Below are 23,927 nucleotides of genomic sequence, written 5' to 3' on the forward strand. Positions count from 1 at the left end.
CCAAAACGGTCGTTTTTTAATACTTTCTTGTTTGATGAATTTATTGATTTAGTATTAATTTAATTAGTTTCTTCATTGAGATACTGACGCTATCATTAACACAGCAGTAGGTGTAAATAGAGGAAGTTCAAACGTCGGCGTTGAACTAAAAGGTATTACCATTGCATAGACTTGAGAAAGAGTTGCTCGACTTAGTTCAATCCGATACGCGCATATTCAGGTTTATTGAACACTCGTCATTGGACGGTATGTGGCATTGGGACTTGGAGAACGCTGAACACTTTTTGGTCCATATTTTTCTTGGTCGAAAGATCGGATCTTGGAACAGGCAATTAGTTCAATTTCTTAAACCGAGTTCAGGTTAGTTAGACCGTCAAGTTCCTTTAGTAATCACGCGACTATACTTTAGGTATGGTCGTAGCTCGTGATATCAATTCCCAGCGTTAAGAACTTAGTTAATAACTTTATTACTTTCTGGCAAATTTTTTAAACAACGTCTTTACAAATTTGCAGATCATTTCTATGGTTATTTTGTGGTATGGACTTTCCAATTGGAAAGCCGTATGACGTTGTGTGGAACTCGCCTTGATTTTTTTGAGTTATTTTGTAGGTTCAAGTAAAACATGTGTTTGCTTTAAAGGTCCAGTTATCTGTTAGGCATTGATGTAACTCATTTTCTGCTGTCATGAACATTAGTAGCAATTTGAATTTCTGAAAAAGGTGGGCATCCTATAGACAGGACCTTACCAAGATTAACTTCGCATTTGTTCTTGGTAACTACTTTTCCAAAAAGGACTGTGAAATGCTACAAGAATCTATTGCTGTAAAAGATGTAAGCCCATTCCATATATCAACTCCATCAGAACTACTTGAAACACCTAAAGAATATCAAGATCTCGTTAAGAGGCAATTGACTGCCCATGCTGAAGGGGAACTTTCTGGAGCTGATGACTATGTAAAATTGTTTTACTTTTTGACAAATGACCCCTACGAGAAAGCAGTGTGCTGCGAATTAGCCAAGGATGAACTTGACCACTATCAAAGAGCTGCGGACATTTTATTAGATATTGGTATAGATACGTCATTTATGCTATCGCAAAACTTGAACGATAGAGCGTTCTACGCGACCGAAGCCGTAAAAAGTTGTCGAAATTGGGCTGAAAGAGCATTGATTTCGACTCTTGTAGAAGACGCTGTAATTGATGTCCTAGAGGAAATGGCTCAAAGTTCCTACAGGCCTATTGCTGACATGTGCCCTCATGTTTTAAAGGATGAAAAACTGCACGTTGGGCATGGATTCAGGATTACGAGGAGCATGTGTAAGACGAAAAATGGATTCAAGCAAATTCAAGAAGCTCTTATAAGAATGTGGCCAGTAACACTTGATACCTTTGGCAGAAGTGATTCCCCAAGGTCAGAATTGTACGTGAAATACGGGTTGAGGCAAAAGTCATATTCCGTTGCACGCAACGAATTTGCGGAAAAGGCCAGAAGAAAATTAGAAGCTCTTGGACTTCATGTACCAGACGATACTGCAAACAGAAAGTTTCTCTAATCTTATGCTAGAAGGATTTGCTTATGAAAGATGTTACCAAAAATGCAATATTTAAAAGGCTTAACGGTGACTTTGAATATTATGCTCGTTATCAACGGATTAAACAAATTAGTTCAAGAGTTAGAGTGTCAGAGTATTTAATCACTACAGCGTGCAATATAAGGTGTAAAGGTTGTTGGTTTTTTGAATATGACTTTGACAAAAGAACAAAAGATTTGTCCAAAAAGGATGAAATTAAAAAGTTTCTTATCTCTGAGAGGAATAGAGGTATCAATACTAGTCTGATTATAGGAGGCGAGCCTACGCTCCATCCCAAAAGACTCGAATTATTTGCTGAGATTATGGAGTTTAATAGCATATCAACCAATGGTCTTAAAGCTTTGCCCAAAGAAGGCTTTAAGGATTTTTCGGTTTTAATCTCTTTGTTTGGTGGTGGCTCTCTAGACGATGACCTGCGAGCGATCAAACCTAACGGAAACTCCTTTTCGGGTCTATTTGAGACTGCTCTTAAGAACTATAAATATGATCCGAGAGCCCATTTCATTTTTGCAGTGACTGAAGATGGAATTGCTCATATCGAAGAGACAGTGAGAAAAATATCGGAAAATGGAAATACAGTCTCAGTTAATTTTTATAGTAAGTATGGTACGAGCGATCCACTCCGGACCAAGTACGAAAAAAGATTACTTGATGAAATTTTGCGAGTCAGGGAGTTGTTTCCAGAGACACTCGCTAGCCACCCTTACTACATTGAAGCTATGGTAACAGGGAAAAGTCACTGGGGAGATTTTGGATATGATGTTTGCCCCAGTGTGAGTGTAGACCATCCACAAAATGCTGAAAGAATTAAGAACGGTAATGCTGTACTTCCAGGATTTAATGCCTACGCCTCAGACTGCAAAACGGTAAACTTTTGCTGCACTTCAGGACATTGCGAGGATTGTAGAGACAGCCAAGCTGTAATGAGTTGGATAATGATAAATCAAAAGAGATTCGTCAAAGATGAAAATCTACTCAAAATATGGATTGAGATTGCAGAGAGCTATTGGCATCAATTTGTATGGGCTCATGATTTCCGCTATTCCGCGCCATCATTGCAAACTAGCGAAAATCTTAATCTGAGAAATCAGCACCATCTTCTAAAGGAGGTTGGCTAATGCAATCTATGCAAAGCGTTCAGGAGCAGAAAGAATATTTGCCAGACGTAGGCTACATCATTGAGTCCCAATTACTCTTAAGTGAGAAGGAAGTAGTAGATGGAGCCAAGTTCATTGGCGATTTAAATCCTGTACATAATGACCCAGATAACGAACAAACAATTCGTCTTGGAGGGATTATTGCAAGTGGCAGCCATATCACTGCAGTATTTTCCGCTCTTCTTCCTACTCACTTCATGAAATTTGGTCCTATGCTTGGAGCTCACATGGATGTAAAGTTCACAGCACCGATAAAACCCAATACAATCTACACTATGAATTGGGTTGTACAGTCAAAGGAGTATAAAAAGAGTCTCGGCGGTACAATTTACGCCAATGCGGGTACTATTATCGATCCAGCTGGCAATGTGACAGTTAGAGCAAACGCAAGCATCATCCTCTACTAGAACTATTTAGAGGGGTGTTGATTGCTAACCCGAAAACGCCCCTCAAGTTTACTTGTTATTATTCGTTCTGAAAATTCAGATGCCGTTGAAGCAGCGATGACAAAGCATATCTGCGGCTCAACTACTGTCCATGCTGATGAAAATGCCGCTTATGATGTATTGAGTGCATACTAAAATAGTACCGACTAAACACACCAGTCAATTGATCTACATGTATCAACTCTCGATATGTTTCTAATTGTTTTGAAGTATTCAAGTGTTTAACAAGTCATTGTTGAAGAGTTGAGAGAGATAGTGGCTTCTTTAGGAAGTCGGTAGCGCTCAATACCATTGATGTCTGGTAAGTAAACATCTAGCACAATGATATCTGGTTTATACAATTGGCAAAACTTAACTGCACTTTTACCGTTTGCAACAATACGGATTTTCTTTAATGCTGTGAGGTTGTTTGATATAAGTTCAGAAGTAATGGCGTCATCTTCAACAATCAGAAGTTGACCTGCGAGTAGCTTATTTACATCTTTAGACATGTGGACACCTCACAACTTTGTCTACTAGTAGTAATAGTCTTGGCGATGTCTACCATTAGTCAAAAGACTATTTCACTGTACGCGCAGTTATTGCTTGAACAAGCATGAGGGTCATTCTCACAGCAGAAGCTTTTATCATTTTAGTTATCTATGCCTATTTTTAATTATTTGGCAGTTTTTCGAAGAATTCACAAAAAGCGCGTTCATTTGGCCGTCATCATTCTGATGCCGATTTCGAGGGGATGGGCGCAAAACCCCAGTAAGTTATAAGCCGAACAAGTACAGCTGGGTAAAAAAGGGGGATGTCATTGCAGAAGTGTATATTAGCCGTCCAAAGACAAAGTTTCGATTGATTAATGATATCTTCTTTAACGATATCATCTCGAAAGTACCCATTAAGAGTCCTGCAAGTGGTTTGGCGCTTCATAGCGAATACAGTGATAACTTTACAGTAGAATTGAAAGATGATGTGCCTCCCATCGCTAATTTTTCATTGCTCCTTCCTAGTGATGAAGTGCGTGAAGTATCTGGTGCTTCACTTTTTAGGGCGGCGGTGAACTTGATCAAAGAGAACAGTGACCTCTTGTATAAAGAATCGAGACGCTGGACGATGAAGGGGAAAACGCCTCAGGAGTTAGAAAGCTTATTAGCACAGCAATTGGCTGCAAATTGTCGGCGATACCCGGCTACACCGTATTATGACGATTATTTAGATGAGGCCAGGACGGAATTTCCCGAACTGAGGCAGCACCTTAAACACCTCGTCAACAAAGCGGAGTGAGAAGTACAAACACAGCAGTAAGACAACAACATTCGCCCATCGCGTTACCCTAACAAGGTTAGATTTTCGCTAAATGAGCTTCACGTTTATTGTCTGCCTCGCTAATCGGCCTCGTATAGAGGTTGATGGCTTCATTCAAGCACTCCCACGCATGCCCTTGCCTATTTGCTTTACGTTTTTGCGGCACATGGGCGCTTAATGGACGAATAGTGGGCACATCCTCGTAATTACACAAAATAACGGGCTGTGCGGCGTTGATAGTATTTACCACCGGCTTACCCTGTGCTGCCCCGTAATACAGCGACAAATTCACCGACGCATTGCGAGTTTTGCGTATATAAAAGCGGTTGGTGTGCTGTGTGCCCATGATACGCGCTTTTATCTCGTTTAGTTGTGTATCATTGAGACCAGACTTGCTGTTATACAGATACAACACAGCGCGCTCAGGCGTTAGCCTTTGGTCAGCATTCTTGTAAGCCCAATAGAAATTCACACTTTTAAGCGCGGTATCCGTATCAGGGCGACAGTTAATGACATCGATATGCCGATACAGCTGATAGGAGATAATTTCGGCGCCACGGTGTTGATGTAAGAACTCGTGCTTCTGCAAATGATTGCGCCCGTGTGAGCCATCAGGCTTTCTATCCTGCACGCAATGCTTGATAGCGGTTTTGGTACTGTTAATGGCAGCGATAGTATCAATGACGTCGTCATGGTTCTCAAGCAAAAGGATGCCAGGGTACTTGCCCGCCACCCGGCCTGAAATATCATGAGAAGGACGATGGAAGCACTTTAAGGCATTAAGACAACGCATCTGCGCCTGAACATTGAACATATCGCGGTGGCCAAGCATTAGCTCACCGGCAGAGAACGCTTTAAAGTCCTCTTTAGTGATGTCATCAATATTGGCAAAATAAGCAGTAGGTGCTAACCGCATGGCACTATAAAGCGACTCATACAACTCATCCAAAGTCGTGAGCAAACCGTTAAAGCGCGCAAAATCATTCACCATCACCACATCCTCTTATCAATTAACATTACCTCTATTGTATTAGATTTACAGACCACCTTCACATAAAAACACCATTAAAACCCATCCGCGGACACCACAAAGTGGCATCTACCCTGCAACCCCGCCCTAACAAACCAGCCGAAGGCGCGCGCGAGTTGAGCAAGAGGGGCACCTCGGTGGTGGATGAGGGACGCCTTCTTTGGAATACCTGTTTGAAGGTGGTCTGTAATTAATGATTGGTATCGTTGTTTTCGGTGTTGTGCGTTTGTGTTGGTGAGCAGGCATAGCCCCAGAATTTGTTGAGATAGTAGATGTTTCTACGTGAAATTTCCGGAAGTCAGGAGTATTAATTCAGTGATTTTTTTCTAATTTATCGATTTCATAGTCGCCGGTGGTATCGTACCTTCAGCCTTATGAAATTATCTTCATCAACGATTTACACATATTGAAAATATCAAAAAATTTAAAAATAATATCACCGCTGTAACATTAAAATTGTGGTATTGGTTATGGATTACAACGAACAAAATGCGCTAGAAATCGCTAAAAATCGAGCATTTAAACTATCTTCTCTGTTATTCGCATCACTGTTCGGTGCACTTACTTTTTTACTTTATCAAATTGGGCTAGAGACCTTTTCTTCCTCAAGCGCCAAACAGTTGCGTGATGAATATGGGGATTCAAGCATCACTTATACGGGTCTCTACATCGGACACTTGTGCTACTTTTTTGCTAACCGTTTCTACAACCATCTGCTTAAAGATGTTAAAGGCTTTAAGGTTTGCCCATATGATGAATTTGTAAAATTAAAATGGATTATCGGTACCACTATTTTCATTATTGTTCGGACGTTAGTGGTCTCATTCACCGACATGGACCTCTTAGCTCGCGCAGCCATTATTGTGGCCACTTTGGTATTATTGATCTATTGGTTGAAAAACTGGGATTATCACGTCGAAAAACCTGGAACCGAATAGACGCTTTAGATTGATGTTCGCTTTTTTGCTTTTCGTATAGTGACTTGATAACTATTGAAGGCGTGCTGCATTAATTGAACCCAGATAGGCGCTCGTACGTGAAATCTGATGACGTTTGCTGGGCGTTGCCCTCATTGGTAAACAGAGAAACGCCCTAGTGAATATATTTATTAGCGGCGGCGCCGTAATAACAACAGCATTACACCCATTGCCAGGATTATACCCGTTTGTGGCTCAGGAACAGATACATCGGATTGTGATGGCGTAACGGTTCTTGAGACTAGACTGCTTTCAAAATCAACAGCCAGTTGCGAGCTTTCATTCAGATAAAATACAACGCGACTCGCTTGTTGGCTAGTACTGTCTTCTAATGAAAATGAATAATAATCCCTTTCTATTGTAAATAAATCGACACTAGGATTTGTCAATGTGTAAGCACTAGAACCGCTTAAATAATTCGTGGTCGTTATCTCCGGCATTCTAACAATCAGACCTTCCAGTAGTGAATGCACTCGAGAAATATTAAATGCTGTAAAGTCAAAATAATTATCTCCCCTTGAAGGTCCTGAACGAGACCATAAGGTATCATCTCCACCTCCGAACTGCCCTACTCTATTTTCACCATCGAGCCAATATGGACCAGCGGGGGCATTTGAACGAAAACCTACGGTTTTGAATCCTGTGGCACCCTCGAAACCGTAGGTTTCCGTCAGATAGCCGCTAACCCGGCATTTGCCCTTAAAACTTGGTCATCTTTGGAACATTACCGAATATTCAATGCTGTGACAGCCTTTTTCATAGCGAACCCTGGAGTTGTTTGAATTGTCCTAGGATCATCGCCTTTTCCTGAAGAATTACCTTGTTCTCATCGGTCAGATACGTCACTTTATCCTGGATGGTTTTCAACTCGGTTTTGGTGGCCTTCAAAGCTTGGGATAACACGGCCAATTCCTTATCGACATCTGCTTTCTGAGCAGTGAGAGCTGCTATTTTTTCTGCCAATTGCTCATTTTTATGCTGGTATTCCTGGTTCTTCGTCATGGCGTCTTCAAGGTTGCGCTTCAGGTTCTGGGTCTCATCTACCTTTCCGTTCAAATCCCTGTTTAGCGTCGCATTGGTCTGTTCAAGTTTATCGGCATTGCTTTGTAACTGCGCATTGGCATCAAATAACTCGGACGCTCTTGACTCAGCCTGGTCGAACCGGTGTTGCAGTTCCTGCATCTGGTCTTTCAACCCCTGGGTATCGATCCGGAACTGTTCGCGTTCTTGCTGACGGTCTTCGGCAGTGCGCTGCTGATAATGTTCAAAATGATCGCGGATGTCCTTATTTTCCTGCTTAAGTTCCGCAATACTTTCCTTTAATTCAGCGGTTCGCACAATGGCTTCGTCTCGTTGGGCCTCGGCTTTGACCAGGCTGATACGCACATCTTCCAGAGACTTGTCTAACGCGCTTTTTTCTTTGTTCTGCCGTTCAATCTGGCTCTCAAGATCCTGTTGTCGGGCAGTAAGTTGCGCGATGGTGTTTTTGGAATCGGCCAATTCTTTGCGGAGTTCTTTATTTGACGCCTCAAATTCCTGACGGGTCTCCTCAATACGGTGGTCGGCCATCTGCTGTACCCGCTCGTGGAGTGATTTCACTACCTCCACCAGGTCGTTCGGGAGTCCACCGATATCGGCTGCCTCTCCGTTGTCTGATCGCCAACGCTTGAGCAGCGGCGCGATGGTGCTTTTGCTGCCGGTGCCCATATGTTCCCGCACTCGATCCACCGTAGGCTCCTGGCCTTGGGTTTTGATGGCTTCGGCGGCTTTGGCGACATCGTGGAAAGTGACTCCGGCGCGTGCCATAGGGAGATTTCCTCTCAAACTATTTAGTAACGTATTATGTAACACGTAATATAACATTATATTTATGCTTATCAAAGTTTCTTGAGTTTCAATTTTTAACCTTCGATAATCAAGGTTATCGTTGGCTATGGTATTAAGCTGAAAATCTTCTGCTTGTAACGCCGGTACATAGCCGCCTTTCTGGTGACACCGATAGGAATCCAATTCATGAACACCAAACCACCCAAAATGGCCACCGACTTAGCATTACGTAATGAGGAATCGAACCAGATTGCTCATCGGGAATCCGAGTCACTGCGGCACTACCTCCAGGCGGCCACCTCCGATAACACCCGCAAGGCCTACCGATCCGCCATTCGCCAATTTGAGAAATGGGGTGGCCGGTTGCCGACTGACCGAGATACGGTGGTGCGCTATCTGCTCGCCAGGGCCGAATCGCTCAACGCCCGGACGTTAGATCTCCACCTCACCGCCATTAGCCAGTGGCACCATTACCAAGGCGTCACTGATCCGGTGCGCGATCCCCTGGTGCGGAAAACCATGGAAGGCATTCGTCGCACTCATGGCCAACCCAAACGCAAGGCCAAGGCCCTACGCCTGGAACACATCGCACAAATGGTGGATTACCTGCGGTGTTTGCCGGATAGCAAAAAGAAGCATAGGGATATCGCCCTGGTGTTGACCGGCTTTTTCGGCGCTTTTCGTCGCAGCGAACTGGTGGCCATTCAAATCAGTGATCTGAATTGGGAGCCGGAAGGCCTGATCATCCGGTTGCCGCGCTCCAAAACGGATCAACAGGCGACAGGGCTGGCCCGCGCCTTACCTTTCGGTACACCAGGTTGTTGTCCGGCTACAGCAATCAAGGCCTGGATGGATAGCGCTGAGATTGATAGCGGCCCGCTCTTTAGGCCGGTTAACCGCTGGGATCAGGTGACGCCCAGGCCTCTGAACCCAGGGGCAATTAATGACTTGCTCAAAACCCTGGGCAAGGCCTGTCAGTTCGACTTCGTGCCCGAGTTGAGCAGTCACAGTTTTCGCCGCGGCCTCTCCACTTCGGCGGCTCGAGAACGGGTAGACTTCGAGCTGATCAAGAAACAAGGCGGCTGGAAAAGCGATGCAACGGTCTGGGAGTACATCGAAGAAGGCCAGCAACTTTCGAATAATGCCTCGCTGATATTGATGGAAAAGTTGGTCACGCTGATCGACCCCGTATAACCCGTCAAATCACGAATCCCACTCTCAATTCATCTTTGCGTCTCCAGCGCTGCCCGTATCGCTTTCGCCAGATCCTCGGGCTTGCCCTTGCCCCAATAATGCAGGAAATAGTAGGAAGGCGTTTCACCGGTCATATGGTTGTGCAGCGCCACGATGTGGATGCCCGCCTGACGCAGCGTCCGCATCACCGGCTGGATCTCGTCCGCGGTCATGGCAAAATCCCCATCGACGACCGCCTGCTTCTCATTCCCGGAGAAGGCGGCCCAGGTGGACAGGCCCATGGATGCGCCAAATTCCACACCGTGCATTCTGGCGCTGCGCCCGAACGTGAATTTCAGCACCTGCCCGTTAAGGCTGCCCTCGGCATCCAGAATCTTTTCCAACGTCTTGGTGTTGTATTTGCCGGTGATATCGGGCACATCACCCGGAAATCGTTCTTGCGGTACGGGATGCTTTTTACGCACTTGTTTAATGGCATCCCACATGGCCTTGACGCCTTCGGCGAGTGACTCGGCGTTTCGTCCATGGCCGCCGATGTGCATAAAGTAAACCGGCGGACGGTCGAACACGAAATGGTTGTGCAGCGCGGTGATGTCCAGGCCGTGGGCAAAGGCGGCGTCCATGGCCGGGGTGATTTCATCCTCAAACACCACCGTATCCCCCATCACCATAACACCACCCTCCGGCAAGGCCTTGAACGCGGCCCAACTCCCGAGGCCCGCCGGCGGCGGGAACTTCATACCGTCAACGGTGACGGGCACGTCGTCGCGCTTCCAGCCGATACGCACCACGCCATCAGGTTTGGCCGTTGCCTGGGTGCCAGCCGCCTGGCCAATGGCCTTATCATCGAGGCGGCCGGAATCGTCGGCCATTGTTATGGATGCTTGAATGAATAAAGCGCACATTAGAATGAATGCTCGAAGCGGAGACATTGTCATGGCTATTCCTCTTTTTTTGTTGCTGTGAAACATTTTTGGCTGTATTGGGGGGTTACGCCGCCGGGACGCCTGCAAATAACAGATGGTACACAATACCCAGCAGTGCGCTGACTAAAATCATCGGCAACATGCCCACCTTAAAGCGCAACATAGCGATAAAGGCGCCCGCGGCCAGCGCGACGCTGACAATGTGGATGCTGCCCCAGGCGGGTATCAGCAGTAGCATACCATAGGCCCGTACAGTTTCAACCTCGTTAAAGGCGACGTGCACCGCGAACCAGATGGCGAGATTCAGCATCACGCCCACCACGGCCGCCGTGACCGCCGACAGCGCCGCGCTCACCGCCTGGTTGCCGCGCAGTGTTTCCACATACGGCGCGCCCAGGAAGATCCACAAAAAGCAGGGAACGAAGGTGACCCAGGTGGCTAAAACCGATGCCAAGATGCCTGCTGTGAAGGGGTCGAGCGTTCCCGGAGCCCGGAAGGCCCCCATAAAGCCCACGAATTGCACCACTTGGATCAGCGGGCCGGGTGTAGTTTCCGCCATACCCAGACCATCCAGCATTTCCCCCGGTGCCAGCCATCCATAGTTTTGTACCGCCTCCTGGGCCATGTAGGCCAGCACCGAATAGGCGCCACCGAAGGTGACAACCGCCAGTTTGCTGAAGAAAAGCCCAATCTGGGTGAACACATCCTCATAGCCCAAGGTCACAAGCAGGGCGACAAGTGGCGCAAACCACAGCGGCAGCCAGACGGCGAGCACCTTGAGTGCCCGCCCCCGTGACGCCCGGGTATGGCTTGCCGCGCCGCCCTCCATCATGGCATCAATCGCACGCCCGGCGTCCTCGGGGGTATCGTGCCCCTTGATGACCACAAAGCGTTCCGGATCGACATGCCGACCCAGCAGACCGATCAATCCGGCGGTAACGATTACGATCGGGAAAGGCACGGCAAAGAAGAAGATCGCCACGAAAGCGGCGACCGCCAATGCGTACATGTAGGCGTTCTTGAGGACGCGCTTGCCGATGCGGATCACCGCCTGGATCACGATCGCCAGCACGGCCGCCTTGATACCGAAAAACAGGGCCTGCACCAGTGACGCTTCCTGAAATCCAGCGTAGAGCAGACTGAGCACCAGAATGCTGAGAAAGCCCGGCAGCACGAACAGGGCGCCCGCAACCAGTCCACCCTTGATGCCATGCAGCAGCCAGCCGATATAGGTGGCCAGTTGCTGGGCTTCAGGTCCGGGCAGCACCATGCAGTAATTCAGCGCGTGCAGGAAGCGGCTCTCACTGACCCATTGCTTTTCATCCACCAGAATACGGTGCATCACCGCGATCTGGCCGGCGGGACCGCCAAAGCTCAGGATGGCGACCCGCAACCAGACACGCACGGCCTCCCCGAAGGTGATGTGATGGCCGAATGCATTGAGGTTACCAGCGGTCGCATCCCTGGTGATTTGATTGGACCCGCTGCTTGGCGGTACAGATGAAGTTGACGGTTCGTGCATGGTTATTGTTCCTTACCGTAAGTGACCAACAGGCTGTCGAAAACCTGATTGGCAGCTTGTAATAATTGATCATCATCGCTATGGGTTTCGCGCAGCCCTATCAATACACACTCGACCCCGGCGGCCTCCGGCGGCTGATGTCCCCCCACATCGAGGTAGTGCACGAGTTTTCCAAGCCGGAGTAGCGCGGGTGAATCCAGGTCGAAGCTCGCCAGCAGCGTTTCGAAAGTGACTTTTTCTTCCACGTGAGTAAAGGTCGCCCCATCGAAATCGAACCCCAGCGCCTCATCCGGGCAGTCGTCCGGCGAGGCCAGCCATAAAAAGCGTGCGGATGGATCGATGAAGCGGCCAATCAGCCAGGCACTGGCCAAACGGTCCACCCACGGCCGACGCCGCGTCGCCCAGAGCCTGCCTTGATAATCGGCTCGATCAAGACGGCGGATTGTGCGAGGTTCGGGCTGCGGCTCATCGGGAGACAAGACCCGGTTGGCATCGCTTTCCAGCTGTTTCAGAGCCGTATCGATTCGATCCCGCGCGGCACCGGGGAAAAAATCGATGGCTGACAGTCGCGTGAAGCTTTTGCGCAGTTTGCGTGTTTCCTTCATGACCTCCATGGCGGTTTCCGGCAAGAGCTTTGCCCGCAGGTCCGCCATCGCCGAGTCCAGCGACTCATAGTCTTCCGAGCGATCGAATAGCGGGGGGAACGCTTCGGTTTCAGGATCATTAGCGTGCAGTACATGGGCGGTCCCGCCACTATCACGGACATCCTGGGCAATTGCCTCTAGCTTTTCGGCATGATCAGAGATGGCTGGCAGTAGATAGACGCCATCACGCAGCGAAACGGCCCCCAGGGCTTTGATGGCGCGCCATGCCCGCATGCGCACGGTGGCGTTTTCAGTGGGGAGTGAAAGTATCAGCAGTATCCAGGACATGCGTAGATCTTAGTACATATATGTTATAAACTCTACACATTTTTAAACCGAATAACCCCTGGGCAAGAGCGATTGCCTTTAAAGGCGGTGATGCACCTTTAAATACCGCATCCATCAATAAAAACAGCGCTATAGCGCAGTTGGCGTGACCGGAGCCAAGTGAGGTCCTATGACAGCCAAAGAGCAGTTCTTAACCGATCAGCAGCGGTACCAACCGTTAATATTGCCGCAACGATTCTCCGATGAGGAAATGGTTCGCGATTGGACGCTAAGCCGTCGTGATTGCGAGGTCGTCAACAAGTATCGCAAGCAATATCGCCTGGGATTTGCCATCCAACTGTGTGCCATGCGCCTCTATGGCCGGTTTCTAAACCAGCTCCATGATCTTTCGCCACGAGTGATCAGCTACCTGAGTAGTCAACTCGATCTTCCTCCTACGCTAACGGTGGAAGTGCCCGAAAGAGAAGCCACGGTGTTGGAACACCGGAACAATATCCTCAAGTACCTGGGCTTTCATCGGTTTGACGACAAAGTGGAAGCAGATCTGGACCGCTGGATTGAAGAACATGCCCAACAGGGACTGCTTCCGGATGAACTTTTTCACCGGGCAGAACGCCACCTTCTGTTGAAACGTATTGTTTTACCTGGCCCCACGACGATCGAAAGACAGATCATCCGCATATGTAACCAGGTACACGCTCAGCTTTTTGAGCAAGTGTTTGATCAGATGTCGCCGGAATTACGCGATGCCATTGACGATTTGTTGCAAGCCACCGACGGCAATCAACGAACCTACTTCAACCAACTCAAAGAGTACCCGCCGGGTGCGAAAATATCATCACTGAAACGCTATTTGGAACGCTATGACAATCTGGTGTCCACCGGCATTAATGAGTTCGAAGAAAAGGTCATTGATACCGCTTTTCTTAACTACCTGTACCGACTGACCAAGCGTTACAGCGCTAAGGACATGAAGCGCTTCAAGGACCATAAGCGCTATGCATTGATGATTTGCTTCCTGTTGGAATCCCGCAAGATCCTGTTGGATCATCTGGTCAAAATGCATGATCAGTACATGACAGAGCTATGCCGGCAAACCAAAAACAGCCACGACAAAAAACACAAGGAGTTTCGCAAGCGCCAAAAGAAAGCCATCGATGCTGTGCTTGAAACCACGCATGTTTTGCTGGAATGGCCGGATGAACAGCCATTGTACAAGAAGGACTTGTGGCAACGCATTGACGAGAAACATCTGCTGGCATCCATTGACGACCTGCACATTTTTAAACGCCTGGAGGAACGCGGCTACTGCGATTTGTTGCTGGCCCGTTATCCCAGTTTACGAAAATATTTTGCCGACTTTATCCGGTTACCATTTGAAGTGGCTAAAGGTTCCGGGCCGCTGATAAAAGCTATTGAGTTCGTCCGGAAATTGGATGATGGCGACCTGAAAAAGCTACCCGAGAACACACCGACAGCATTCATTCCCCGCGAACTACGCCGCACCCTTAAAGATCAAGCCGGTAACATCAATCGCAACGTTTGGGAAATGGGATTGGCTCTCGCTATGAAAGACGCCTTGCGTTCCGGCGATTTGTACTTGCCGCAGAGTAAGCAGCATGTTTCGTTCTGGGATCTCACCTTAAATGAACCCAGTTGGGATGAAACCAGACAGGCTGTCTATACCGAACTTCAACAGCCTCCACCGCACGAAGTTCGAGCCGCCATTTCAACGCAGTTCCACGAATCAGTCTCTGAAGCGAAAAAGCTGTTCGGCCTGGACAACTTCGCGGAAATTCAAAACGGCCGATTGAAACTCAAACGTGATGACAAGCTCGAGGTCCCGGATAAAGTCAACCAACTGCAAAAAGTGATCGATGCACATATGCCCAGCATACGTATCGAACAGCTTCTGATGGAAGTAGATCAAATGACACATTACAGCCGTCATTTTGTCCCTATCCAGCACCATCAATCGCGCCCCAAAGCCTTTTACAAAAGCCTGATGGCCGCCATTATTTCGCAGGCCACCAACCTGGGTGTCGTATCCATGAGCAATAGCGTTAAAGGTGTGACCGTCGATATGCTCCGGCATATCCTGCAATACTATATTCGAGAGGAAACCCTGATCAACGCCAGTGCTGAAATTGTGAATCAACACCATGAGCTGCCGTTGAGTGCGGTGCACGGCACCGGTACATTGTCCTCATCGGATGCGCAACGCTTTAAAATCCGCGCCGACAGCCTGTTGGCTTCTTACTATCCCCGCTACTACGGTTATTATGAAAAAGCCATCGGGATCTACACCCACGTTTCCGATCAATATTCAGTGTTCAGCACCAAGATTATTTCCTGTAGCCCGCGTGAAGCGCTGTATGTTTTGGACGGCCTGCTGGAAAACAACACGATTCTGAAAATCCGGGAGCACACCACCGATACACATGGCTATACCGAAATCGTCTTCGCACTCTGTCATTTGCTCGGATTCTACTTTATGCCGCGCATTCGGGATCTCAAAGATCAGCAGCTTTACCGTATTGACAAAACCGTCGATTACGGCGACCTCAACCATTTACTCACCAAAACAGCCGATCTGGCCATCATTGAGGAACAGTGGGAATATATGATGCGAGTGGCGATTTCACTGAAGCAGAAAACTGCGCCAGCACACGTCATCGTCCAACGATTAACCAATAGTTCACCTTCGGATCGCCTCACCAAAGCCTTTACGAACTTGGGGCGGATTATCAAGACCGAATACATTCTGCGGTACCTGACTGACAAAGAACTCCGTCAAACCGTCCAACGGCAACTGAATAAAGGGGAATACCGACATAAACTGCCGCGCTGGATATTCTTTGCGGATCAGGGTGAATTCACCACAGGCGACTATGAAGAAATCATGAACAAGGCCAGTAGTCTCAGCTTTGTGTCCAATGCCATTCTGTACTGGAACACCATCAAGATAAGCGACATTGTGGAGCTGCTTCGGCAGCAAGGGGAGGAAATCGACGACGAGACCTTATCTCATATCTCGTTGTTGCCCTATAAGCATGTGTTACCCAACGGTACATACTTTATTGAAGATGAGGAGAAGGGATGATTCGACGGAAACCTACGGTTTCGACGTGGTCACTGGGTTCAAAACCGTAGGTTCTCGTTCAAATGCCCCCGCGGGTCCAATATGAGTAATACATGAGTGTATCATCATAGGTAAATGAGACTTCAATCGGATTGGTGTTCAGATCATCGAGTTCAGAGGCAATCTGTAACTCATCGAGATAACTTACACCGTAGTATTCATAGCCAGTATAGTTGAGTGAATACTCATATTTTATAATGTCGGCGAATGCTGCCTTACTGATTGATAGCAATAGTATGGTGGTAAGAATATGCTTCATGCTGTTTTCCTTTTCCAGAGCAGTGAAACATTAGCAAAATATGTGCCTTGCCTTATGTATTGTGAGCTACAACGAATTGGACTTAATTGATATGAAACGAATGTAAAATAAATAGACAGTATTCATGGTCGACAGCTATTTTTCTGCACATAGAGAAATCAGTGTTTCAATCTTCCATTGTGAACTTACGAAGAGAATGAGTACTGTTAAAATCCTCTTTTACGATCACGCGCTAGAGTTTCCCTGAGATTTACCAATGTACAATATTTATTCCGTACGATATGGTACTAAAACTGTTTATTATTTATACGCACAAATGAAGGCTAATCTCATGGAAGACAAGATAAAGTCAGCTAGGCAGACTGCTATTCTTCTCATATTGTTGCTTGTCTTTACGTTCAATCTAAACAGCACCTTTAAAGCAAATATAGAAAAGTACAATGTACTATGGAGTTTTTGGATTTTCGAGGCGTTAAAGGAAGATTCCAAGGTCATACCAAAAGTTGAGCCGGACGATAGTATTTATTCCTACCAAGACGTAAAAAAAAACCTCAGCAATCTTCAGCAAAACCCGACAGCATCTGAAATCCTACAAACAGTTGGATGGACTGTTGATACGCTGAAGAAAGACAGTCTGTTAGAGGTCACATTAGACTGGAGTTACATCGATTTCAGGTTGTAAACCCCTCAGATTTCGTCAAAGGTAACTCAGGTAATAACCACACTTCGCAATTCTTTTTTTTTCTGATCCCGAAATTGACAGAGTTGTTTTTATTGAATCAAAAAGTGAAGTGTTAGTAAGCTATGACACAATACCGATTGACGAAAAAGAGTTTTCTGCGTTTTTCGTTGAATTGCGTCGCACGATCAGTGATTTTCAAATCATTTCTCCCCGAGACAACTGGAAACGAGCAGAGTTTGTAGAAGGAAAAGCCAATAGTTTTCACGTCAATTATGGCTTAGACATTCAAGATTTAAGGCTAATTACTTTAGATACGGTCCGCCAGCTTTTTAAAGGCGAAGTCTCTTTACCGGTTTTCAACGTCTCCATGGAAATAGAAAAAGCGTACCTGTATATATTAGCCCTGGTCGCTATTCTTTTAACGTACTTAAACATTCAATTACGATTAATAAATGCCTCTATCCAGCGAGCGGATTTTGAACGCTTTTCGTTGACCAGTTGGAAAGTCTTTTCCCCAAATAATAGCCTCGCCAGTAAAGCCAGCCGTATGATCGAGGCGGCATGTGCTATTGTGGGCTATGTATCTGCAACATTAACTCCATTAGTCGTACTTTTTTTCTTATGGCACTTCAACAACATTGTCGGAGAATATGAGTTTCATTACATTCCAGCCACATTGTCTGTTCTATTCTTGGTGCTCATCACGTTCCTGGCCCTTACTAATGTATTGCAGTTAGTTCGAAAGCCGTTCGCCAAGGGAGAACCATGACAATTATTGTCTATTTCTCACTAATAGAAGAAGGAAACGCGCCTAAGACAAAGTTAACCACACTTTTATTTAATAGGGCCGGTTGGAGGCGGCAAATCATCTAAAGTTAAACTCTGTGATGAAATTAACCATGCTATAAAACTTCTTTAATTAACAGTCTAAAAAACACTTTGTATCAATCACATAGAACAGATTCTCTATTTTTTATTAGTGATAATTAGCGTAGTAAAGTGATTATCTCTGAAACGTAAAAATTCCTACTTCATTGTTTTTAAATGCATTTTTAGCACTTCATTGAATCCATCGATTCGCACTAAAAAAAGCAATTTGATTTCAATCTTACTTGCATTAGTCTACGCTTTTAATGACCACCTTATGATTTTTTTCGCACATATTGCGCCTGAAGATAAGGGGTTATCATGAAACTTAATTCAACTCACAAATTAACCGTGGTCGGTAAAGTTTCTGCCAAAGAAGCTGGTAAAGTAGCCCTGATAATGGTCTATACGAAACTTTTTTTGGCTATAGTGTTCGGAGTTTGCCTAATAATAACCACTCTAAATATTACCAGAAGCAGTTCATCTCTTAGTTGGTTGTCACCCTCCCCCCCTGAACAAACAAAACCGTTGTGCACCTTTGATACAACACTTTACGAACTGAGTGATAACTAATATTCCTTTTTTCAACCGGAGTTCGAGCGGTACTCGCTTTTGAACTATTGAGCATCAGTCCACCTGCTGCTCTTCAACCTTACTCATTTATCGTTAATGTACCAATTATCAAAACGTGTTTTTCATACTTAATACATTAACGATATTGTTTTCAAGCGGTGAATAAAAAGTAGTGATAAAAGCCTATACAAATGATGAAACGCTGATTGTCCGAGACGAATATTCGCTCAAGTGTCATAAACCGTTACCAGTGCCTGCAGATAACATCGACATTGATGATTTTTTCAATCGATGGGACACATTAACTGCCACGGCGTTCGAGGGACTGCCTAGCTTTATTCGAGATTCATTTGAAGTAAGAGCACTTTCTAAGCTTATTACAAATCAGCAGTTTAAAAATAGTGCGAAAAGTGCTGTCCAATTCCATAACAGCGTAAGAGAAGGCCTCCTTTCGATGATGGAGTCTGGTTTCATCAATATTATGCCCACTACTGCAAAGCAAGAGTTCTTTGCTTTTATGCAGTATGCCATTTCTCCCTATTCTCACCTTTATACCGAATGCGATGCGATCCTGATTAAAAACGGTAACCTCATGGACATGTTACTTATAGGTCATCATCAGTTTGATGTTCTTATTTTCGATAGGGGCTTAGTCGACTCTCACGCAATTAGCTTTGCGCTTAAATTAGGTCTGCCTGTGGTAGTGACAACTGAGGAATTAACGTTTTCTGCTAAAAAAAGACGAATTCGACTTACGCAAGATCACAATGCGAATGCCTCGTTAGACAAAGCTTTACCCTTTAAGGTCAACATAGATATTATTTCCCATCCGAGGCAATTGAAAATTATAGAGAAGCTTTTGGTCAGCACAAAGTTTGTGAGCGTATAGCAAGCAATATTGTTGTAATCATTAGAACTTATTATAGATAGAAGAACATAGACGCGAGAAAGGTGTTGGATAGATTTAGCGCTAATACTCGCGTATCTAGACGCCTGAATAAATCCCCTTGTAATCCACTTTTCAACCATCATTTGCTGCCATTGTTTTAATTGAATACCAAAGTTAGGTAAAAATGGAGATAAAAAGTGTCGGATCGAATCTGGGGCTCATATAAAATCTTTAATTTCTCCCCCAATTTAATTTTAAATTAAAAAATGCTGCAAGCCTCGTAAATATTAGCCTGCAGCGCCAGAAAATTACTAAAGTTCACTTGAACCGAAATGCGTCATTTTGACAGTGATACAAGTAAAGACTTTAATACCTTTTCTAATGCCGCAGCATCGTCAAAGTTAACATTTTCCCAATCAATACCTATATCGAGCTTTGTAACATCCTCTGTTAATAACCGACGAATTGCTGAAGTTTGAGTAACTTTCACTTTTGGCATTGTAATGTACTGCTTCGCCCTACCAGGTTTTTTGGATATGTTAGAAGGTATATATTTTTTAAATTTTCCGACATCTGCCAATCTATTTAGGTATCGCTCGACATCGTTATATTTTTCCGCTTTCTTAATCTCTTCATATAGCGCTATAAGACTTGTTACAACTTTGTTTTCAAGTAGTTTATAAACAATTTCAAAATGCTCATAAAGCTTATCGTATCGATAATAGGAAGGACGACTAATGCCTAAATATGACGTTACCAAAGAAGTTCGTTCGGTCTGCATCTTTGCTCCTTCTAAACTTTCAAGTTCGCGAACTGCTTTTGCATAACTGTTTAGCGCGTCAGGTGGAGTCAGATCAGAGCGGGAGAAATTCTCAATGTGACGGAGCACATTAAGGTTTCGTGGTTTTTCAGCATAGATTTTGACTTTAACCTTTATCAAACCACCATAAAGAAAACGAATTGCATAGAAACGTCTATGACCAGCTACAATAGGATAGTCAGTCATATTTTTTCTCCACACAGAAATTGGATGAACTAGTTCACTGTGCTTTAAGGTCTCAGCTAAATTTTTTATTTCTTCTATTTCTAAACTGACGGCGTCATAACGAGGGTTATCTTTTGATAATCGGTTCTCAAGCACCCCCTTTTCACAGACAACACAATTGCTCAAAGCTGCGATGGACTCATCATCTGATTTTTGTGCAAACGTAACAGGTAAGTATCGGGAATTATCTGACTGCGGTTGTATATAATCCACCAGCACTCTATCTAATTCAGAGGACGTCTTGAAGATAGGATCGTCATGTACTTCGCTTTCCTTGGATTTGTCCCTTGCTTTGAGGTCATCCAACATCTGTTGAGATTTTTTAGATACGCCTTCACCTGACTCAAATTGGCTTATTAAATCTTCTTGAGAATTAACTTTTCCGACTGTTCTACGTCTTGCCTTTTTAGGACTGTTCATTATTCATTCCCCCATAAACTGCCTTCAATCAGTTCATAAAGCTTCTGCATTTCTTTTTGCGCGTGGTGATTATGTACATAATTAAAATGTGACTCATCAACAGATGGACGTTCCATAACGCGATAGCAATTACGTTGCTGAAGCCAAAAGCGCGTCATATATTTTCCAGTAGGACCATTTTTGTCATAAAGTTTAGCAAGTGCCACTTCATCTTTCTGAGTAAGACGTGATTTGCTTGGAACTTTATTTGGAACAACACCGACAATCTTCAGTGGTGCTCTTTGTCGGTCTTCATTAATTCGGTCTACGCGATTAAGCAACATAGGTACACCATCTATAGAGTCGTATTCAGGCTCAGTTGGAATTATCACATGAGTAGCAGCACCCAACATACCAGCACTAACAGGTGACTTACTTGGCGGGTTATCAACAATAACAATGTCGTAATCTTCGGCCAATTCTGGAATTGAAAACCAATCGTGCATATGTGTCGAAATTTTTGAAACCAGTCTGTCCGCTTGCGGTGTCAGAGCTAGCACACGATCAACATTACCTTCGGATGGTAACACTTTGATGTTCTCAAAAGCTGTCGGGTATTCATATACTGGTGAGTCAAACAAAATATCAGTAGAAGTATTTCGACCACTCCATTCTGGATCATCAATCTCTTCTAATTCTGGGTGTAGGGGAGCAGCGTATTCATCATCACCTGGAATAGCATCCATTTTTAAGAATGCTTTAGACGAATCTTGCTGTGAATCATAATCCAGTACCAAAACACGACGCTTTATCCCATTTCCATCTGGGCCGCCGGTTGCTAACAGATATGCTATTGTTGATGCAAGAAACGTTTTTCCAACGCCTCCTTTTCTATGGTAACTAGAAAGCACGCGCAGCCCATTGTACATTTCGTCTGTATTCATCGTCTTTACCTTGTATCAGCACATAACTTTAGTCTGACATCCTAATCTTTTAATGTCTCGGATCGAATCTTTAAAAATCTATTTAAAAAGGATGTTTAGGTTATTTCGTTCAATAATTAATACCTAACTGAAAGCCTTTAATGGTCGGGGGTTGAGAGGTGTTTATACCTATCAGGTTCACATGAACCCAATATAAAAGATTTTAAGTAAAAAAACGTATTCGATAGATAAATAGAGGATAAAAAGTTTGTAATTATTCTTGACGCATCATCACAGAAAATCAGTATTTTAATGACAAAAAATCTACTAAATTCAGTATTTAATTTGTTAATTGAAAACTTCTTGAAAGCCTTTACTGGCAAGCTCTTGCGAGATAAAAATTCATATCAGGTTCACCTGAACCTATTGAAGATTTTACTTCCTTTGAACATACATTTGAATACAACCTTAAAAATGGACTTGATTAAGATAGTTGGGTAATCTCAGGATCGAATCAACGAAATAACTGCAATCTATAATAACGGGGAAAATTATTGTGCGAGAGCTTTTTGACTTGTCAGAAAAATATGGATTTAAAGCGCCTCTGGTTGACGCCCCTGAATCTCTCGATTTAAAACTTTACCTCCGCTTATGTGGTGCATTATCTATTTCACCAATCACAGTAGCAGTGATTTCTGACATCTTTATTGCAATACAAGATATCGAAGAACGCATTGCAAGTTTCCAATATATCGCTGAACGTATAAATCGAAAAGTATCAAATATTCGACATCATCTGGTAATCCTTGAAAAAGCAAACCTTATAAAAAGTGAGTTCATTACGACTGATCCAATACGACGTCGTAGAGGAAAAATTTTTACATTAGTGATACCTAAAGGGCAGACCGTAGCAGCGGCAGACTATTCATCAGTACCGGACGGAGATAGTTATCAGTTGGTGTCATCTAATACCGTTGAAACTATAGATATTGACCGATATGACGATAAAACGCGTTTCCTTGAGCTACAAATTGTTAGATATCTAGTCAAAGCCATGCGAACTAATCGTAAAGATAAGGCAGGTACGATCAACGTTAAACTAAAAGTAGATGGAAGAGTAAAACCAATTTCCATTACCTCACGCGCAGAAGAGGGGAGGCTTATCTATCTCCCTGATATGAGCTACTACGCAGGCGCTATTACCTGGCTTATAAATCATATTTCTGAACGAGTTGAACAGGCCGATACCATTGGAGAAACATTTACACTACCACTGGAGCCTCTTATATCAATGGCGAAGGATATTTCGCTTTCAGATGCATCAGCTGGTGGTTATATGAATAATGCTATTCAATCTTTGCAGCGAATATCAGCAACCACGTTTGATATGCGCGATTTATATGGACAAGACCACAGTACAATTAAAGACATTGAGATGTACTACAAGCTTTTCAGGCTTGAGGCCCTTGTTACCTATGAAGATGAAAAAAAGATAGAAAAGAAAGCTGCAGTTGTTCAGTTTCCGCGATCGACAGTAAAAAATATTATAGCAGCCGTGAGAGCTGAAAAATCTCTTAACGAAATGTTGTTAATAGACAGTGATATTTTCGCAACAAAAAATGAGATTGAAATTCTGTTTGGTCTATGGGCGAGGGAACATCTCATTACCGGACGTCAGGCACAGCAGATGTATACATGGAACGAGCTTCGTGAGTCAGTAGCTCCTTCGACTAGTCTTAGTGAATTTAAGCGCAAGTTTTCAAACATGGTACTCACGAATGCAGATCCCGAATATAAAGCTAAAATACACAACGTTGTCAAAAATAAAATTGTTAGAATCATTGAGACGTGCCACTTGTCTGAGCCAAGAAAAGGTGAATTGGTAGTCGAATACGGTCGGGCCACAGTTCAAGGTTACCTGATCAATATTGGTTATTCACCAGAACATGGCTCGTCAGTTATAGCTTTTAGACGAGATATGTCCGCGTTACATATTTTGAGCCACTTCAAAAGTCAGGGCTAGCTTATAATTTAATGATAAAAACTTTCCGGATCGAATCTATAGTAATGAAAATCAATAGATTAGGATTCGGATCGAATCTATAAAAGATCCAAAATAGATCACGATCCAACTTGATCTCTAAAACCATTCGTATAAAGATTACATCTGTTAAAGACATTCTCTTACTTATATTGAATCTTTAACTTGCTCACTGAAGAGCAACATAAATTATTTGGGAAGATAAGAAG

At 44.5% G+C, this 23,927-nt stretch carries 22 protein-coding genes; 12 read left to right on the forward strand and 10 right to left on the reverse strand.

Annotation, left to right across the window (positions count from 1 at the left end; all coding sequences use genetic code 11):
• The first annotated feature begins 802 nt into the window (after positions 1-802).
• Genes ACFI6J_RS10935 through ACFI6J_RS10950 form a run of 4 tightly spaced genes read left to right on the forward strand, consistent with a single transcriptional unit; the run spans position 803 to position 3,332 of the window.
• Positions 803-1,555 (forward strand): Phenylacetic acid catabolic protein, encoded by a 753-nt coding sequence (locus ACFI6J_RS10935; protein ID WP_015068650.1) that lies wholly within the window; start codon positions 803-805, stop codon positions 1,553-1,555.
• 23 nt (positions 1,556-1,578) lie between these two features.
• Entirely contained in the window at positions 1,579-2,712 is a 1,134-nt protein-coding gene (locus ACFI6J_RS10940) for a radical SAM protein (protein WP_015068649.1), read from the forward strand.
• A complete protein-coding gene (locus tag ACFI6J_RS10945; protein WP_015068648.1) occupies positions 2,712-3,158 on the forward strand; it encodes a MaoC family dehydratase in 447 nt (148 codons plus the stop codon). The genes ACFI6J_RS10940 and ACFI6J_RS10945 overlap by 1 nt, the downstream gene beginning before the upstream one ends.
• A gap of 21 nt (positions 3,159-3,179) precedes the next feature.
• Positions 3,180-3,332, forward strand: a complete 153-nt coding sequence (locus ACFI6J_RS10950) for a hypothetical protein (protein ID WP_020742482.1) — start codon at positions 3,180-3,182, stop codon at positions 3,330-3,332.
• 86 nt (positions 3,333-3,418) lie between these two features.
• Here the strand turns inward: ACFI6J_RS10950 and ACFI6J_RS10955 are convergent, their stop codons facing one another.
• Positions 3,419-3,688 (reverse strand): response regulator, encoded by a 270-nt coding sequence (locus ACFI6J_RS10955; protein ID WP_015068647.1) that lies wholly within the window; start codon positions 3,686-3,688, stop codon positions 3,419-3,421.
• A 349-nt stretch (positions 3,689-4,037) separates the two neighbouring features.
• Here ACFI6J_RS10955 and ACFI6J_RS10960 point away from each other — a divergent pair, with 349 nt between their 5' ends.
• A complete protein-coding gene (locus tag ACFI6J_RS10960) occupies positions 4,038-4,469 on the forward strand; it encodes a hypothetical protein (protein ID WP_458726257.1) in 432 nt (143 codons plus the stop codon).
• Positions 4,470-4,527: 58 nt separating this feature from the next.
• Here the strand turns inward: ACFI6J_RS10960 and ACFI6J_RS10965 are convergent, their stop codons facing one another.
• Positions 4,528-5,481, reverse strand: coding sequence for a DNA replication terminus site-binding protein (locus tag ACFI6J_RS10965; RefSeq protein WP_156087389.1), 954 nt, complete (start codon positions 5,479-5,481; stop codon positions 4,528-4,530).
• A gap of 509 nt (positions 5,482-5,990) precedes the next feature.
• On the opposite strand from ACFI6J_RS10965, the gene ACFI6J_RS10970 reads away from it, so the two are divergent.
• A complete protein-coding gene (locus ACFI6J_RS10970) occupies positions 5,991-6,458 on the forward strand; it encodes a hypothetical protein (RefSeq protein ID WP_061487042.1) in 468 nt (155 codons plus the stop codon).
• A gap of 170 nt (positions 6,459-6,628) precedes the next feature.
• On the opposite strand, the gene ACFI6J_RS10975 is transcribed toward ACFI6J_RS10970, so the two are convergent.
• Positions 6,629-6,937 (reverse strand): PEP-CTERM sorting domain-containing protein, encoded by a 309-nt coding sequence (locus ACFI6J_RS10975; RefSeq protein WP_458726258.1) that lies wholly within the window; start codon positions 6,935-6,937, stop codon positions 6,629-6,631.
• A gap of 316 nt (positions 6,938-7,253) precedes the next feature.
• A complete protein-coding gene (locus ACFI6J_RS10980; RefSeq protein WP_049589052.1) occupies positions 7,254-8,303 on the reverse strand; it encodes a DNA-binding protein in 1,050 nt (349 codons plus the stop codon).
• 207 nt (positions 8,304-8,510) lie between these two features.
• Here ACFI6J_RS10980 and ACFI6J_RS10985 point away from each other — a divergent pair, with 207 nt between their 5' ends.
• Positions 8,511-9,518 (forward strand): tyrosine-type recombinase/integrase, encoded by a 1,008-nt coding sequence (locus ACFI6J_RS10985; protein ID WP_049589050.1) that lies wholly within the window; start codon positions 8,511-8,513, stop codon positions 9,516-9,518.
• 29 nt (positions 9,519-9,547) lie between these two features.
• On the opposite strand, the gene ACFI6J_RS10990 is transcribed toward ACFI6J_RS10985, so the two are convergent.
• The 3 genes from ACFI6J_RS10990 to ACFI6J_RS11000 all read right to left on the reverse strand — a co-directional run bounded on the left by ACFI6J_RS10990 (position 9,548) and on the right by ACFI6J_RS11000 (position 12,898).
• Entirely contained in the window at positions 9,548-10,390 is an 843-nt protein-coding gene (locus ACFI6J_RS10990) for a DUF1259 domain-containing protein (RefSeq protein WP_197044410.1), read from the reverse strand.
• Positions 10,391-10,508: 118 nt separating this feature from the next.
• Positions 10,509-11,966, reverse strand: a complete 1,458-nt coding sequence (gene chrA, locus ACFI6J_RS10995) for a chromate efflux transporter (protein ID WP_049589048.1) — start codon at positions 11,964-11,966, stop codon at positions 10,509-10,511.
• A gap of 2 nt (positions 11,967-11,968) precedes the next feature.
• Positions 11,969-12,898, reverse strand: coding sequence for a chromate resistance protein ChrB domain-containing protein (locus ACFI6J_RS11000; protein WP_049589047.1), 930 nt, complete (start codon positions 12,896-12,898; stop codon positions 11,969-11,971).
• 169 nt (positions 12,899-13,067) lie between these two features.
• On the opposite strand from ACFI6J_RS11000, the gene ACFI6J_RS11005 reads away from it, so the two are divergent.
• Complete coding sequence (locus tag ACFI6J_RS11005) at positions 13,068-16,001, forward strand: Tn3 family transposase (protein WP_049589046.1); 2,934 nt, start codon at positions 13,068-13,070, stop codon at positions 15,999-16,001.
• A 58-nt stretch (positions 16,002-16,059) separates the two neighbouring features.
• Here ACFI6J_RS11005 and ACFI6J_RS11010 read toward each other — a convergent pair whose 3' ends face one another.
• Positions 16,060-16,299, reverse strand: coding sequence for a hypothetical protein (locus tag ACFI6J_RS11010; RefSeq protein WP_458726259.1), 240 nt, complete (start codon positions 16,297-16,299; stop codon positions 16,060-16,062).
• Between the two features lie 331 nt (positions 16,300-16,630).
• Here ACFI6J_RS11010 and ACFI6J_RS11015 point away from each other — a divergent pair, with 331 nt between their 5' ends.
• The 3 genes from ACFI6J_RS11015 to ACFI6J_RS11025 all read left to right on the forward strand — a co-directional run bounded on the left by ACFI6J_RS11015 (position 16,631) and on the right by ACFI6J_RS11025 (position 19,310).
• Positions 16,631-16,981 (forward strand): hypothetical protein, encoded by a 351-nt coding sequence (locus ACFI6J_RS11015; protein WP_156079156.1) that lies wholly within the window; start codon positions 16,631-16,633, stop codon positions 16,979-16,981.
• A 109-nt stretch (positions 16,982-17,090) separates the two neighbouring features.
• The gene (locus tag ACFI6J_RS11020; protein ID WP_061487045.1) at positions 17,091-17,750 is read left to right on the forward strand and encodes a hypothetical protein; all 660 of its coding nucleotides are present in this window, start codon (positions 17,091-17,093) and stop codon (positions 17,748-17,750) included.
• Positions 17,751-18,593: 843 nt separating this feature from the next.
• A complete protein-coding gene (locus ACFI6J_RS11025) occupies positions 18,594-19,310 on the forward strand; it encodes a hypothetical protein (RefSeq protein ID WP_156079155.1) in 717 nt (238 codons plus the stop codon).
• 337 nt (positions 19,311-19,647) lie between these two features.
• On the opposite strand, the gene ACFI6J_RS11030 is transcribed toward ACFI6J_RS11025, so the two are convergent.
• The gene (locus tag ACFI6J_RS11030) at positions 19,648-20,775 is read right to left on the reverse strand and encodes a ParB/RepB/Spo0J family partition protein (RefSeq protein ID WP_061487048.1); all 1,128 of its coding nucleotides are present in this window, start codon (positions 20,773-20,775) and stop codon (positions 19,648-19,650) included.
• The gene (locus tag ACFI6J_RS11035; RefSeq protein WP_156079154.1) at positions 20,775-21,698 is read right to left on the reverse strand and encodes a ParA family protein; all 924 of its coding nucleotides are present in this window, start codon (positions 21,696-21,698) and stop codon (positions 20,775-20,777) included. Before ACFI6J_RS11035 ends, ACFI6J_RS11030 begins: the two co-directional genes overlap by 1 nt.
• A gap of 535 nt (positions 21,699-22,233) precedes the next feature.
• Between ACFI6J_RS11035 and ACFI6J_RS11040 the strand changes: the two genes are divergently transcribed.
• The gene (locus ACFI6J_RS11040; protein WP_156079194.1) at positions 22,234-23,700 is read left to right on the forward strand and encodes a helix-turn-helix domain-containing protein; all 1,467 of its coding nucleotides are present in this window, start codon (positions 22,234-22,236) and stop codon (positions 23,698-23,700) included.
• Positions 23,701-23,927 lie beyond the last annotated feature (227 nt).

It is taken from the genome of Alteromonas sp. G4i13 (genome assembly GCF_054960505.1).